Genomic DNA, 14,529 nt, shown 5'->3' with positions numbered 1-14,529 from the left:
CTTCTCGTCGTGCGGGTGCTCAGGATCAGATGCTGACGCCGAAGTCCTGCGCGATACCAGCCAGGCCCGAGGCGTAGCCCTGGCCGACCGCGCGGAACTTCCACTCCGCGCCGTTGCGGTAGAGCTCGCCGAAGACCATGGCGGTCTCGGTGGCCGCGTCCTCGGAGAGGTCGTAGCGGGCGATCTCGGCGCCGCCGGCCTGGTTCACGATGCGGATGTACGCGTTGCGGACCTGGCCGAAGTTCTGCGTGCGGGTCTCCGCGTCGTAGATGGAGACCGGGAAGACGATCTTCTCGACGTCGGCGGGGAGGCCCGCCAGGTTGACGTTGATCGCCTCGTCGTCGCCGGCGCCCTCACCCGTCCGGTTGTCACCGGTGTGGACGATGCTCTGGTCCGGGGTCTGCTTGTTGTTGAAGAAGACGAAGTGGGCGTCCGAGTAGACCTTGCCCTGGGGGTTGACCGCGATGGCCGAGGCGTCGAGGTCGAACTCGGTGCCCGTGGTGGTGCGGACATCCCAGCCAAGGCCCACGGTGACGGCGGTCAGGCCCGGAGCCTCCTTGGTGAGCGAGACGTTGCCACCCTTGGACAGGCTTACAGCCATTGTTGGGAGTCCCTTCCCTCGTGACGTACGGGCTTCGTACTGGGGACGAAGCTACCGTCACCTCTATGAACGCCAAGGGGGGTACTCGAGGTTCCGCCTGTCTTTACCTTTTTTACCCAGACTCCCCTCTTCACCCCGAGAGACGTGCTTCACCCCGAGAGACGCCGAAAACCGGGTGACGCGGACCGGCCGGGCACGCGACCATGAACACATGTCCGGTCCCTATGTCATCCGCGGCTCCGTCTCCCTGCCCGAGGCCGAGCTCATGTGGCGTTTCTCGCGCTCCGGCGGGCCGGGCGGGCAGCACGTCAACACCAGCGACTCGCAGGTCGAGCTCCGCTTCGACCTCGCGAACACCGAGGCGCTGCCGCCCGTGTGGAAGGACCGCGCCCTCGCGAAGCTGGAGGGCCGGCTCGTCGACGGGGTCATCAGCGTCCGCTCCTCCGAGCACCGCTCCCAGTGGCGCAACCGCGAGACGGCGGCCGTACGCCTCGCCTCCCTTCTCGCCGAGGCCACCGCGCCGCCGCCCAAGCCGCGCCGCGCCACCCGCATCCCCCGGGGCATCAACGAACGCCGCCTGCGCGAGAAGAAGCAGCGCTCCGACACCAAGCGCGGCCGCACCGGCCGCGATTGGGGCTAGGACCCCCGCTCCCCGGCCGGCTGTCACATCTCCGGCGCGTGGTCCGTCACTTCCATGACGGACCGCGACAAGGAGTGGTGACCGGCGATGAGCGACAGCGCCCACGAGGACTTCCCGAAGGACGCGCGGACGGCGGACGGCGGGGGAGCGCACGCGCAGGACGGCATCGAGGTCCTCGCCGCGCGGTTCGAGAGCCACCGCAGTCGTCTGCGCGCCGTCGCCTACCGCATGCTCGGCTCGTTCGCCGAGGCCGACGACGCGGTGCAGGAGACGTGGTTGAGGCTCAGCCGCGCCGACGCGAGCGGGGTCGGCAATCTCGGGGGCTGGTTGACGACCGTGGTGGGCCGGGTCTGCCTGGACATGTTGCGATCGCGCAGGGCCCGGAGGGAGGAGCAGCTGGAGCCGGCGGCGGAGTGGCAAGGGGTGCGGATGCCCGATCCGGTGCTCAGTCCCCTCAGCGGGGTGGACCCGGAACAGGAGGCACTGCTCGCCGATTCGGTCGGCCTCGCGCTGCTCGTCGTCCTGGAGACGCTGACGCCCGCCGAGCGGCTCTCCTTCGTTCTGCACGACCTGTTCGCCGTGCCGTTCGACGAGATCGCGACCGTCCTGGGGCGGACGCCCGCGGCCTCCCGTCAGCTGGCCAGCCGGGCCCGCCGCCGGGTGCAGGGCGGCGCGCCGGTGTCGGACGCCGATCCGGCCCAGCAGCGGGAGGTCGTCGATGCGTTTCTCGCGGCGGCCCGCGACGGCGACTTCGAGGCGCTGGTCGCCGTCCTGGACCCGGATGTCGTGGCCCGCTCGGAGCGGGGTGTGACGGCCGGCGCCGTCGCCGTGGCGTCCAACGCGAGCAGCTTCGCGCGGCTGGCCCATATCGCGCGGCCCGCCCTCGTGAACGGCGTCGCGGGTGTCGTCGTGGTCGTCGACGGACACCCGGCCGGTGTTCTCGCCTTCACGGTCGTACACGGCAGGATCGCCGTGATCGACATCGTCAACGACCCGGAGCGACTGGCGGTCCTCGACGTCACGGTCCTGGACCGCTGAACCGGTCGGCCGTCGTCACCGGACCTGCCCGCCGAGCCGGTCGGCTCCCTTCGGCCGGCGGGTCGTACTGGAGGCCGCTCCGGCCGCCTCAGCCCAGTTGCCGGTAGCGGCCCTTGAAGTACGTCAGGGGGCCGCCGTCCGCGCTCGGCACGTGGGCCGTCAGGACGCGGCCGATGACGAGGGTGTGGTCGCCGGCGGGGATCCGCTGTTCGGTGCGGCACTCCAGGGTCGCCAGGGCGCCGCCCATCAGGAGCGCCCCGGACGTCTCGCCGCGGACGTACGGGATGTCCTCGAAGAGGAGCCGGTCACTGATGCGGCCCTTCATGGAGAAGCGGCCCGCGATGTGGCGCTGGCTCTCCGAGAGCACGGAGACGCCCCACAGGGGCTGTTCGTCGAGCAGGTCGTCCATCCGGGAGCCCTCGCGCAGGCTGACCAGGACGAGCGGCGGGTCCAGGGAGACGGACATGAACGCGGTCGCGGTCATGCCGACGTCCTCGCCGCCCGGTCCGTCCGGGGCCAGCGCGGGCTCGTGCGCGGTCACCAGGACCACACCCGCGGCCAGCCGGGTCATGGCGGCGCGGAACTCGTCGTTGCTCACCCCCTCAGCATGCACGGACGGGGTGACGGGCAGGGCGGGGGGAGTCGTGAGCACGCCGAAACGCTAGTCTCCGCTCCGGGGGCGGCGCATCGGACCTCGGCCCGAACCGGGACCTAGGTCCGGGGACGGAGAGCAGCCGGGAACGGAGCCGGGAACGGAGCTGGGGCGGGGTGGACGGAAGTGGAGACAGGGACGCCCGTACTCTCATCCGTACTCATTCAGTGGGCGCAAGAGTGCACAGGTTCTGCACAGTCGTCCAATAATGCATTCGATAAACGCACACTGAAATGCAGAAACTCCACTCAATTGCTCATGTTCCGTTGTGACTTGAGTCACAGGGGCCATATTTTGTTGACCCTGTGTACCGAGTGCGGAGCGCGCTGTGATTCAGTGGCGGGGGCGTTACGCAGGAAGCTACCAAGCAGTACGGCGTGAAGCGGTTCACAGGAAGCGCCGAGCAGTCAGTACGGAACCGAAGAGCACCTAGTACGCCGAGAGAACCCTGGAGTTGCTGCGAGGTCTCGAGGGGAGGGCGAATGGAGACCGAGTCGGAGCCCTACGTCCGTCTTGCGACCCTGCGGCAGCTGCACCAGGTGATGGCGGACATGAACACCGCCCGCAGCCTGGCCGACACGCTGCAGACCGTCGCCGACGGCGTGGTCACCGGGCTCGGCTACGAGCTGGCCTGTGTCAACCTCGTACGCCCCGACGGCGACCTCGTCGTCGCCGCTCTCGCCGGTAATTCCGCCGCCGAAGCCCTCATCACCGGCCGCGTCGGGTCCCGCACCTCCTGGGACCGCCGGCTGACCATGGGCGAGGCCTGGGGCGACCTCCGGTTCATACCGCACACCGAGGGCTGGGTCCTCGACGAGGACGACGTACCGCAGTGGTACACCGACGGTCCCGCGCCCCGCTTCGAGGACGAGTGGCACCCCTCCGACCGCCTCTTCGCGCCGATGTACACCCCGAGCACCTCCAGCGGCGGCGGCAGTGGCGGCAGCGGCCACGGCGAGCTGATCGGCGTGCTGTCCGTGGACCGGCCGCGCAACGGCCGCAGGCCGGGCGCCTGGGGCCGAGAGGCGCTCCAGATGTACGCCTTCCAGGCCGCGATCGCGATTAGCAACGCGCGTCTACGTGCGAATATGCAGCGCGCCCTGGTCCGCCTGGAGCGCGAGCAGCAGGCCCTGCGCGCCAGCGAGGAGTCCTTCCGGCAGGCCTTCGAGTACGCCCCCTCCGGCATGGCCATCGCCGAGATGGGCGGCGACCAGCACGGCCGCATCCTGCGCACCAACGACGCCCTGTGCCGGCTCCTCGGCCGGCCCGCCTCCGCGATGCGCCGCTACTCCTTCTCCGACCTCGTGCACCCCGAGGACATCGGCACCCTGCTGCGGACCTCCGCCGAGGGCGGCCGGGCCGAGCTGCGGCTCGGGCGCCGCGACGGCACCTACGTCTGGGTCCACCTGCGCAACTCCGTCGTCGCGGACGCCGCCGACGGCCCCCGCTTCCTCCTTACCCACGTCGAGGACATAGAGGACCGCAAGCGCCGTGAGCTCCAGCTCGCGCACCGTGCCTCGCACGACGCTCTCACCGGCCTGCCCAACTCCGCCGAGCTTCGCTCCAGGCTCGGCGCCCGTCTCTGTCAGCGCCCGCAGTCCCTGCCGCCCGGCGCGGTCGCCTCGCTGGACGCGGCGTACGGGCACGCGGACTTCGCGGAACTGACGACCGGTGAGTACGACGACAACGGCCACCCCGCCTACGACGGGAACGGGCACGGCTTCGACTTCCGGGCCGGCGCCGAGGCGTTCGAAGCCTTCGACCATCACGTGCACACCATCGCCCCGGAGGGTGAGACGGACGACGGCGCCAAGGGACTCGCGGTGCTCTTCTGCGACCTCGACGGCTTCAAGTCGATCAACGACCGGTTCGGGCACAACGCGGGTGACGAGGTTCTCATCGAGGTCGCCCGGCGCCTGACCCACGGGGTCCGGGACGGCGACACGGTGGCCCGGCTCGGCGGCGACGAGTTCGTGGTGCTCGCCGACGGTCTCGGCCGGGCGGACGCCCAGGACCTCGCGGTACGCCTGCGGAACGCGATCATCCCTCCCATCAGGGTCGATGGGCGGGCCGTCCGGGTGGGCGCGAGCTTCGGCATCGGCTGGGCCCACTGCGGCATGACGGCGGACGAGGTGTTGAAATCCGCTGACGAACGGATGTATGTCGAGAAACGTTCTCGTCCCAAACAGCACAGGCGTGCGGGATAAGGCACAGGTCAGTAGGTTGATGCGGTGGAGGCCCCCCGTTCGGCCCAGCGAAACCGGGTAGGCTCGCCATTCATTCGTGTACCGCATCAGTACCGCACCCGCTGAGGAGACCAAGGGATGACGCCCGGCAACAACGGCGCGAGCACGCCCGAGGACGACGACCCGTTCGGCTATCTGTACGCCGACGGTCAGGCCAACGGAGCCACGCCGCCCTCTGGAGGCGGCGGCTACGGCTACCCGGGCTCGGTCAACCGGGTGCGGGCGGTCGGCGAGCGCAAGTACGGCCAGCAGACCGCCCAGGGCACCTACGGCCAGCAGGCCGCCCCGACCGCCCCGTACGGCCAGGTGCCGCAGCAGGCCGGCTACGGCCAGCAGAACGCGCACTACGGAGCCCCCGAGACCGTTCCCGGCGGCGCGCAGACGGCGCGGACGCCGATGCCCGGTCACGGTGACGGCGGCGGGCGCGGCCGTGGCCCGAACACCAAGGGCCTCCTCATCGGCGCGATCGCCGTGGTCGCCGCGGTCGTGATCGGCATCAGCGTCGCCATGCTCGGTGGCGGGGACGACGACAAGGGCGGCAACCAGGCCGACCCGACCTCCTCGACCTCCCAGAGCGCGTCCCCGACAGAGTCGGAGACGAAGGGGTCCGACACGCCCGCGGAGCTCCCCAAGATCGACGCGAAGGCGCTGCGACTGGACGGCGGCGCCTCTCTCGCCTCGGATGTGAAGGGCGCCCAGGCCGACGGCGGGTTCTATGTGAGCGGCTTCAACCAGGTCGGTGCCAAGGTGACCTGGACGGTGAGCGGCATCCAGAAGGCAGGGGACTTCCGGCTGTACGCGCGGTACAGCATTCCCGGTGCCGATGCCAATGCGACGCTCACGGTGAACGGCAAAGCGAACAACCAGCCACTCGGTCTGAAGAATTTCATCGGTTCCCCGAAGGGGGACTATGAAAAGGGCTGGCAGAGCACGTGGGCTCCGGTCTCCCTGAACAAGGGGACCAACGTCATCGAGATAGCTTGCAATGAGGGCAATCAGTGCGACGCGCTCTTCGACCAGCTCTACCTGAAATAAGGACCTGACGGTACTGGACGCTTGAGCGCGGTGCCACCGCCCGTCATGGGCGGTGGCACCGTCGTCGTACCTCGGGATCGGCCGCCGGTATGAAGGCCGCGGCACTAACGCCCGTAGACTTCAATCCCCGTAACGGTGGATCCGGGGTTGTCCGAGTAGGTGTGCGGCTGCAGAGTGACCAGCCGGGTGCCGACGCCGCAGCCGGTGCCCGGGGTGATGTGCCAGAACTCGACGCGATAGGACGTCTGGTTCGAGACGGACCGGGCGGTGGTGAACGGATAGCACCCGGGCGTTTCGGAGATGACGGTCCTGGTGCCGGTCCTGTTCTTCCCCGACCATCCGCAGATCTTCCCTTGCGGGCAGGTGTTGGGATCAGCCGCCGCAGCCGGTGTGGCAAAGGCTCCGCCCAGCAATGCGCCGGTCACAGCCATCATCGTCAGGTTCTTCCTGAGCGAGTTCATGTGAATTCCCCTATGTTTTTCGCTATTGGTCGGTGTAGCGAACAATGATCATCCGACCGTCCGGCCGATGCGAGGGGAAGGTACTTTTCGGCCAAACTGCTAGGCGGCCATATCCGGTGAGGATTGCAAAGCTTTCACGACGCCGTCACCGACACGCACGCCAGGAGTTTCTCGTAGGTCGCGCGGTCGAAGTCGCCCGCCGCCGTGGACCGCACAGTGGCTGCCGACAGGGCGACCGCGCGGATGAGGCGGTCCGGCCAGGGAAGTTGTTCCACCAGGCCGGAGAGCAGGCCGGCCACCGCCGAGTCGCCCGCGCCGGTCGGGTTGCCGAGTTCCCGGGCGGGTGGGACGGCGCGCCAGCAGCCCTCCGGGGTGACCGCCAGCAGGCCGTGCGGGCCCAGTGAGGCGACGACGGCGCGCGCCCCTCGCCGCCGGGCGTCCTGGGTGGCGCGCGACGGTTCGTGGGAGCCGGTGAGTTCGGCCAGTTCGTCGGCGTTCGGCTTGACGATGTCGGGGCGCGCGGCGACCCCGCGCCGCAGCGGCTCCCCGCTGGTGTCCAGCAGGACGGGGACGCCGGCGGTCCGTGCCGTGCGCACCAGCCCCGCGTAGGCGCCCACCGGTACCCCCGGCGGCAGGCTGCCGCACAGGGCCACCGCCGAGGCGGAGCGCAGCAGGTGCTCGTACGTCTCCTGGAAGGCCGACCACTCGGCGGGGGCTATTGCCGGTCCCGGTTCGTTGAACTGAGTCGTGTCACCGGTCGTCGTGTCGACCACGGCTATCGTGCGGCGCGTCGATCCCTCCACCGGGACGAGCGCGTCCGCCACCCCGGCGGTCCCGGCCAGTTGGTCCCGCACCTTGCGGCCGGTCGCGCCGCCCGTGAACCCGGTGACCGTCACCTCGTGGCCGAGCGCGGCGAGCACCCGCCCCACGTTCAGCCCCTTGCCGCCCGGACGTTCGGTCACCTCGGTCACCCGGTGCGAGCTGTGCGGCCGCAGCGCCCGCACCCGATAGGTGATGTCGAGAGCGGTGTTCAGCGTGACCGTGAGGATCACCTGGGCCGACCTCCCCCGAAGAGTTCTGTGACGTGGACGCCGGTCGGGCGCCCGCCGGTGGTTCCGGAGGCTCGATCATGCCAAACGCAGCGGCGGTCGGCCCAGTCCCCCCGGGCCAACCGCCGTAGACAACAAAGGTGTGAATCACCCCAGTTGGGGATCGACCACCCATTCTCCGCCGCGCATCACGCCCTTGAGGTTGAACTCGGCGTCGAGGACGACGAGGTCCGCGTCCTTGCCCGGTTCCAGGGAGCCCACCCGGTCGTACCGTCCCAGCAGGCGGGCGGGGTTGGCGCAGATGGCAGCCACGACGTCCTCGACCGGCAGCCTGTCGACCGTCACCGCGCGCTGGAAGGCGCGGTCGAGGGTGAGCGTGGAGCCCGCGATCGAACCGCCCTCCACCAGGCGGGCCACGCCGTCCGCGACCTCGACCTCCAGCGGGCCGAGCATGTAGCGGCCGTCGCCGAAGCCCGCCGCGTCCATCGCGTCGGTGATGAACGCGACCCGGCCGGGACCCGCGTGATGGAACGCCAGCTCCAGCGAGGCGGGGTGCAGATGCGTACCGTCGTTGATCAGCTCGACGGTGATCCGCTCGTCCTCCAGGAGCGCGGCGATGGGGCCCGGCGCGCGGTGTCCGAGCGCCGGCATCGCGTTGAACAGGTGCGTGGCCACGGTCGCACCCGCGTCGATGGCCGCCTGCGTCTGCTCGTACGTCGCGTCGGTGTGCCCGATCGCGGCGATCACCCCGTGTTCGGCGAGCAGGCGTACGGAGTCGAGGCCGCCCGGCAGTTCGGGGGCGAGCGTGACCATGGCGGCCCGGCCGCGCGCCGCGTCGATCAACTTGCGGACCTCCGCCGGGTCCGGGTCGCGCAGCAGTTCCTCGGAGTGCGCGCCCTTGCGGCAGGGCGAGATGAACGGGCCCTCGAAGTGGATGCCCGCGATATCGCCCTGCTCGGCCAGTTCGGAGAGCATCCCTGCGCGCTCGGCGAGGCCGTGCATGTCACCGGTGACCGTCGAGGCGACGACGGTCGTGGTGCCGTGCCGACGGTGGGTGTGGATGCCCCGCAAGACGTCCTCGACCGTTCCCGAGGTGAAGGAGGCGCCACCACCGCCGTGGTTGTGGATGTCGACGAAGCCGGGGACCACCCAGTGGCCGGACAGGTCGGTCACCGGCGTGTCCGCGGGGGCTCCCCCAAGGACTCCGGCAGGTTGTGCCGAGGGGTCACCCGCGTCGGCGATCCGCGGACCGTCGATGATCACGCGGCCGTCGTGCACGATCCCGGTGGGCAGTACCACCCGGGCGCCGGCGAGAACCTTGCTAGGGGCCATCGGGTGGTTACCTCCGGGGAGTCGTAGGAGTGGTGTTCAGGAGGTCCCGGGCGAGGAGCCCGGCACCGAGGCAACCGGCGGTGTCCCCGAGGGCCGCGGGGACGATCGACGGCAGCTTCTGGAAGGTGACGCGTCGCTCGACCGCGGCCCGCAGGGGTGTGAACAAGGTTTCCCCCGCCTCGGCGAGCCCGCCACCGATGATCAGGATGCGCGGGTCCAGCAGGGTGAGCGCGGTGACCAGGCCGTCGGCGAGCGCGTCGACGGCCTCCTGCCAGACGGCCCGCGCCCTCGGATCGCCCGACTCGACGGCCTTGGCGCAGTCCGCCGCGTCCGCCTCCGGGTCGCCGGACGCCTCGGCCCAGGCCTGGCTGACGGCCGCCGCGGAGGCGAACCGTTCGAGACAGCCGCGCTGCCCGCAGGGGCACGGGGATCCGCCGGGCCGTACGACGATGTGGCCGATCTCGCCCGCGAAGCCGTGCGCGCCTTCCTCGACGCGGCCGTTGATGCCGATGGCGCCCGCTATGCCGGTGCCCAGCGGGACGAAGAGGAAGCGGTCCGCTCCCTGTCCGGCGCCGATCCTGCCCTCCGCGAGCCCGCCGGTGCGTACGTCGTGCCCGAGCGCGACGGGCACGCCGCCGAGTCGCTCGCCGAGCAGCCGGCGCAGCGGTACATCGCGCCAGCCGAGGTTGGCGGCGTAGACGGCGATGCCGTTCTCGGCGTCGACGATGCCGGGGACGGCGACACCGGCCGCCAGGGCGCTCTCGCCGAAGTGCTCCTCGCCGTACGTGCGCAGTTCGGCGGCGAAGTCGAGGATGTCCTCGACGACGGCGTCGGGCCCGCGCTCACGGCCGGTCGCCCGGCGGGTCTGGTACAGCAGCGCGGGGTGCCCGGGGGTCCGCGGCGGCGGCACGTCGGGGCGGCCCGGGGAAGGCTCGGTGTCCACCCCGACGAGGGCGGCCTTCATCCCGGTGCCGCCCACATCGAGGGCGATCACATGTCTCACGGGGGACAGTGTCGCCCTTTACCCCCAGAGAGGTCTAGTCCACTCACGTGGTACAGACCTTATGTCCCTATTCCGAGACGGACGCAAGAACGGATGCAGCAACGGATGCAGCAACAGATGGGGTAATCGCGGCCGATCCCTGTTCCGGTGCCCGTCCCCGGCGCCTGTCGGTGCCGGGGGCTACCGTGCTGTTCATGGAAGAACTGCCCGCGCGCGAACGGAGCATTCTCGCCCTGGAGCGCCGCGGCTTCCCCGGCCCGGGCGCCAAGGAGCGCGCCATACGCGAACAGCTGGGCCTCGCCCCGGTCCGCTACTACCAGCTGCTCAACGCGCTGCTGAACGACCCGAGGGCCCTGGCGCACGACCCGGTGACGGTGAACAGACTGCGCCGGGTGCGGGAGGCCCGCCGGGACGAGCGGTGAGGCCGGGGCATTCGGCCGGGCGAAGCCGTGAGACCGAGACTTTCCGGCCCACGGGTCCCCCGCTCGGCCATGAGTCAGGGGTGCGCCCGCCGCCGCCCGGATAGGGTCGACCCATGGGCAGCCACCCCGAATCCAAGGACTCCTTGCCGGCCCCGGTGACCCCCGCCGGGCGCGACGCTCTGGAGGCGATCCTCACGCGCCCCACCCGGACGGTCGTCGCACTCGACTTCGACGGAACCCTCGCCCCCATCGTCCCCGACCCCGACCGGGCCCGCGCGCACCCCGACGCGGTCCCGGCCCTCGCGGCACTCGCCCCCAAGGTCGCCTCCGTCGCCGTGGTCACCGGCCGCCCGGCCGGCGTGGCCGTGCGCCACGGCGGCTTCGCGGGGGTTCCCGGACTGGAGCACCTCGTCGTCCTCGGCCACTACGGCGCCGAGCGCTGGGACGCGGTGAGCGGCACCGTCACAGCCCCCGCACCGCACCCCGGTGTGGCCGCCGTCCGCGCCGAACTGCCGGGGTTCCTCGACCGGATCGGCGCCTGGCAGGGCACCTGGATCGAGGAGAAGGGCCGTGCGGTCGCCGTGCACACGCGCCGCGCCGAGGACCCCCAGGCCGCCTTCGAGGCGCTCCGGGAGCCGCTGGCCGAACTGGCCGCCCGGCACGGCCTGATCGTCGAGCCGGGCCGCATGGTCCTGGAGCTGCGCCCGCCGGGCATGGACAAGGGCGTGGCCCTCATGGAGTACGTCCGGGAGGTCGGCGCCGAAGCGGTCCTCTACGCGGGCGACGACCTGGGCGACCTGCCCGCCTTCGCCGCCGTCGACAAGCTCCGCTCCGACGGCGTACCCGGACTTCTGGTGTGCAGTGGCAGTTCCGAGGTCGGCGAACTCGCCGAACGCGCCGACCTGGTGGTGGACGGCCCCGCCGGAGTCGTCCACCTGCTCGCCGCTCTCGCGGCCCGCCTCACCTGACCCGGCCGCTCGCCGCCTGAGCGGGCGGGTGGGCCGCAAACTGGTTTCGCCCCTCCGCCCCTACCCGTCCCGCCCCTGGGGGCTCCGCCCCCGGACCCCCGCTCCTCAAACGCCGGAGGGGCTGAAATTTCCCCGGCCGGGGCTGAAAATCGCAGCCGCAGCCGCAGCCGCAGCCGCAGCCGCAGCCGCAGCCGCAGCCGCAGCCGGGATCCAGCCGGAGGGGCTGGACGGTGCTCAGGTCTCCAGTGCCTGGAGCTGGTCCAGGAACCACTGGGCCGGCGGCAGGGCGGTGGCCGCGGCGGCCAGCCGCTTGGTGCGCTCGGCCCGTTCGCCCGGCTGCATGACGAGTGCCTCGTGCAGCGCCCGGGCCGTACCGATCACGTCGTACGGGTTCACGGAGATCGCGTCCTCGCCCAGCTCCTCGTACGCCCCGGCCTCCCGGGAGAGCACCAGCACACAGCCCTCGTCGGAGACGACCGGGACCTCCTTGGCGACGAGGTTCATGCCGTCCCTGATGGGGTTGACGAGGGCGACGTCGGCCAGTCGGTACGCGGCGAGCGAGCGCGCGAAGTCGTCCTTCACGTGCAGCACCACCGGGGTCCAACCCGGCGTCCCGTACTGGGAGTTGATCTCGTCGGCGACACGCTGCACCTCGGCCGTGTAGTCCCGGTACACCGCGAGGTCCTGCCGCGAGGGATAGGCGAACGCCACGTGGACGACCCGCTCGCGCCACTCCGGGTGCTCGTCGAGGAGCTGCCGGTACGCCAGCATTCCGCGCACGATGTTCTTGGACAGTTCGGTCCGGTCGACGCGCACGACGGTCCTGCGGCCCTCGCCGATCTCCTCGCGCAGCGCGGCCATCCGCTCCTCGACGTCCGCCCGGTGCGAGCGCTCGCGCAGGAACTCGGCGTCCGCGCCGAGGCCGTGCACGCCGACGCGGGTCCGGCGGGGCGGGCCGCCGTCCAGGTGCTCGACCGCCCGCGGCTCCTCCGAGGGCGGGGTCACGCGGTAGCGCTCGGGGTCGATCTCGCCCGCGCAGCGCATGAAGGCCGTCGCCCACCGCCAGGTCAGGAACGCCAGCCGGTCGGCGCCGAGCATGCCGTCCAGCAACTCCGCGCGGATGTCGTCGGGGAGCATCCGGAAGTAGTCCTCGGGCGCCCATGGGGTGTGGGAGAAGTGACCGATGCGCAGGTCGGGGCGCAGCTCGCGGAGCATGCCCGGCACCAGGCACAGGTGGTAGTCCTGGACCAGCACGGAGGCGCCCTCTGCGGCCTCCTCGGCCAGCGCCTCGGCGAAGGCACGGTTGTAGGTCCGGTACGACGCCCACTGGCGCCGGAACTCCGCGTCGAAGACCGGCTCCAGCGGGGTCTGGTAGAGCATGTGGTGGACGAACCACAGCACGGAGTTGGCGATGCCGTTGTACGCGTCGGCGTGCACCTCGGCGTCGATGGCCAGCATCCGTACGCCGTCCTCGCCGACTCCGCGCCGTACGGCCTCCCGGTCGCCGTCGCCGAGGGCCGAGCACACCCATAGGGCGCCCGCGTCCGGCCCGATCGCCGAGAGTCCCGAGACGAGGCCGCCACCGCCGCGCCGGGCGTGCAGCGAGTCGTCCTCCCGTACCTCGTAGGTGATCGGGCCGCGGTTGGACGCGACCAGAATCCGGTGGGCACCGTGCGTTGAAGCCATGCCTCGAAACCTAGCCCCGTCTCGAAACGCTCAAACGTTCCCTTCGGCCGTATGCGATCGCGCGGCCGGTCGGGCTGGTCTACGCGGCCCTGCGCCGCTGGTACTCGGAGATTTCGGTCATCGGTGGCCTTTCCTCCGTGTCCACCGAGTACGTGCGCGGCTGGAAACCGTCCCGGCCGCGCTCGAACTGGGTGAGGGCGGGGCGGATCAGGTGGCCGCGCGCCAGCCGGAGCTGCGCGGTGCGGTAGATCGCGGCGGCCATCCGGCCCAGCGCCTGGCCGTCCTGGTGGCGGTGCTTGCGGACGCCGACGTCGACCTGGGCGAGGGCGTCCAGGCCCACCAGGTGCAGGGCGTCGACGAGCATGCCCAGTTCGACGCCGTAGCCGACGGGGAACGGGAGCTGTTCGAGCAGCGAGCGGCGGGCCGCGTACTCGCCGCCGAGCGGCTGGACGAAGCCCGCGAGCTGCGGCCAGTGCATGTTCAGCAGGGGGCGGGCCATCAGCTCGGTGACCCGGCCGCCCTGGCCGGTGGCGCCGCCCAGCGGACGGTCGTACATGGCCTTGACCAGATCGACGCCGGGATCGGTGAGCAACGGGCCCACGATTCCGGAGACGAAGTCGGACGAGAACTCCTTGAGGTCCGCGTCGATGAAACAGACGATGTCCCCGCTCGTCACGAGCAGCGACCGCCACAGCACCTCGCCCTTGCCGGGCACGGCCGGAATCCGCGGGAGGATGTCGTCGCGGTGCACGACACGCGCGCCCGCGGCGGCGGCGACCGCCGAGGTACGGTCCGTCGAGCCCGAGTCGATGACGACGATCTCGTCGACGAGGGGCACCTGCTGCATCAGGTCGTGGCGGATGATCGCGACGATCTCGCCGACCGTCTCCTCCTCGTTGAGCGCGGGCAGCACGACACTGACCGTCGACCCGGTGATGCGTTTCGCGGCCATGAGCCGGTGGAGGGGGCGGTCGGTCACGGACCAGGAGCGTGTGCTCAGCCAGCTTTCGACTTCTTTCAGCACGGTCTGCGGCTCCTCACTGTCTGATCACACGCTCTCATCGGCGTGCCCGCTGCGGCCAGCGGCAGATCGATTGCCGTCGTCTCGCGGTTCGGACGACTATCTCAACTGTCCTGGCCTTCGGTTACAGTCTTGAACAACGCGGATGACCATCGCATGTCCTGGATCGTCGGCACGTATCGCGTTCAACAGTTCAACAATCAAATACCGCTCATCCAGAGGGGCAGAGGGATACGGCCCGATGAAGCCCCGGCAACCCTCCAGCCGGTCTCGTACCGATCGATGTCGATCGCGTCGCGAGGCTCCCGGCTCGGGAAGGTGCCAAATCCGTCTCACGGCGAAGTGCGTCGTGAGGAAGATGAGGAAAGGGCCTCG

14 protein-coding genes and 1 riboswitch are annotated in these 14,529 nt (G+C 70.9%); of the genes, 6 read left to right on the top strand and 8 right to left on the bottom strand.

Translation table 11 applies throughout. From position 1 onward, the window contains the following. Positions 1–25: 25 nt before the first annotated feature. Positions 26–601, bottom strand: coding sequence for a TerD family protein (locus ACFYR3_RS26865; RefSeq protein WP_355841287.1), 576 nt, complete (start codon positions 599–601; stop codon positions 26–28). Positions 602–812: 211 nt separating this feature from the next. On the opposite strand from ACFYR3_RS26865, the gene arfB reads away from it, so the two are divergent. Beyond that, complete coding sequence (gene arfB / locus ACFYR3_RS26860) at positions 813–1,241, top strand: alternative ribosome rescue aminoacyl-tRNA hydrolase ArfB (protein WP_355841289.1); 429 nt, start codon at positions 813–815, stop codon at positions 1,239–1,241. 87 nt (positions 1,242–1,328) lie between these two features. Beyond that, entirely contained in the window at positions 1,329–2,279 is a 951-nt protein-coding gene (locus tag ACFYR3_RS26855) for a sigma-70 family RNA polymerase sigma factor (RefSeq protein WP_389284882.1), read from the top strand. Positions 2,280–2,367: 88 nt separating this feature from the next. On the opposite strand, the gene ACFYR3_RS26850 is transcribed toward ACFYR3_RS26855, so the two are convergent. Beyond that, positions 2,368–2,931: a flavin reductase family protein gene (locus ACFYR3_RS26850; protein WP_355841293.1), complete on the bottom strand. Its 564-nt coding sequence runs from the start codon at positions 2,929–2,931 to the stop codon at positions 2,368–2,370. Positions 2,932–3,413: 482 nt separating this feature from the next. Here ACFYR3_RS26850 and cdgB point away from each other — a divergent pair, with 482 nt between their 5' ends. Together cdgB and ACFYR3_RS26840 are read left to right on the top strand one after the other, a co-directional pair. After that, positions 3,414–5,138, top strand: coding sequence for a diguanylate cyclase CdgB (gene cdgB, locus ACFYR3_RS26845; RefSeq protein WP_355841295.1), 1,725 nt, complete (start codon positions 3,414–3,416; stop codon positions 5,136–5,138). 117 nt (positions 5,139–5,255) lie between these two features. Then, complete coding sequence (locus tag ACFYR3_RS26840) at positions 5,256–6,212, top strand: carbohydrate-binding protein (protein WP_355841297.1); 957 nt, start codon at positions 5,256–5,258, stop codon at positions 6,210–6,212. A 104-nt stretch (positions 6,213–6,316) separates the two neighbouring features. Here ACFYR3_RS26840 and ACFYR3_RS26835 read toward each other — a convergent pair whose 3' ends face one another. The 4 genes from ACFYR3_RS26835 to ACFYR3_RS26820 all read right to left on the bottom strand — a co-directional run bounded on the left by ACFYR3_RS26835 (position 6,317) and on the right by ACFYR3_RS26820 (position 10,057). Then, positions 6,317–6,673 (bottom strand): peptidase inhibitor family I36 protein, encoded by a 357-nt coding sequence (locus tag ACFYR3_RS26835; protein ID WP_355841299.1) that lies wholly within the window; start codon positions 6,671–6,673, stop codon positions 6,317–6,319. A 134-nt stretch (positions 6,674–6,807) separates the two neighbouring features. Next, a complete protein-coding gene (locus tag ACFYR3_RS26830; protein WP_355841301.1) occupies positions 6,808–7,725 on the bottom strand; it encodes a 1-phosphofructokinase family hexose kinase in 918 nt (305 codons plus the stop codon). Between the two features lie 144 nt (positions 7,726–7,869). After that, entirely contained in the window at positions 7,870–9,054 is a 1,185-nt protein-coding gene (nagA, locus tag ACFYR3_RS26825; protein ID WP_355841303.1) for an N-acetylglucosamine-6-phosphate deacetylase, read from the bottom strand. A gap of 7 nt (positions 9,055–9,061) precedes the next feature. After that, positions 9,062–10,057 carry an ROK family protein gene (locus ACFYR3_RS26820; RefSeq protein ID WP_389284881.1) on the bottom strand — a complete coding sequence of 332 codons (996 nt, stop codon included), beginning with the start codon at positions 10,055–10,057 and terminating at the stop codon, positions 9,062–9,064. 194 nt (positions 10,058–10,251) lie between these two features. On the opposite strand from ACFYR3_RS26820, the gene ACFYR3_RS26815 reads away from it, so the two are divergent. Then, positions 10,252–10,479, top strand: coding sequence for a DUF3263 domain-containing protein (locus tag ACFYR3_RS26815; protein ID WP_328669776.1), 228 nt, complete (start codon positions 10,252–10,254; stop codon positions 10,477–10,479). 113 nt (positions 10,480–10,592) lie between these two features. Beyond that, positions 10,593–11,447 carry a trehalose-phosphatase gene (gene otsB / locus ACFYR3_RS26810; protein ID WP_355841307.1) on the top strand — a complete coding sequence of 285 codons (855 nt, stop codon included), beginning with the start codon at positions 10,593–10,595 and terminating at the stop codon, positions 11,445–11,447. A 234-nt stretch (positions 11,448–11,681) separates the two neighbouring features. On the opposite strand, the gene ACFYR3_RS26805 is transcribed toward otsB, so the two are convergent. Beyond that, positions 11,682–13,133: a trehalose-6-phosphate synthase gene (locus ACFYR3_RS26805; RefSeq protein ID WP_355841309.1), complete on the bottom strand. Its 1,452-nt coding sequence runs from the start codon at positions 13,131–13,133 to the stop codon at positions 11,682–11,684. Positions 13,134–13,212: 79 nt separating this feature from the next. Beyond that, positions 13,213–14,157: a glucosyl-3-phosphoglycerate synthase gene (locus ACFYR3_RS26800; RefSeq protein ID WP_355841311.1), complete on the bottom strand. Its 945-nt coding sequence runs from the start codon at positions 14,155–14,157 to the stop codon at positions 13,213–13,215. A 205-nt stretch (positions 14,158–14,362) separates the two neighbouring features. After that, positions 14,363–14,519: riboswitch (SAM riboswitch) on the top strand. Positions 14,520–14,529 lie beyond the last annotated feature (10 nt).

The organism is Streptomyces sp. NPDC005784, from assembly GCF_042871525.1.
GTDB lineage: Bacteria > Actinomycetota > Actinomycetes > Streptomycetales > Streptomycetaceae > Streptomyces.
The sequence above is the reverse complement of the archived record's forward strand: the minus strand, read 5'-3'. Positions and strand labels throughout refer to the sequence as shown.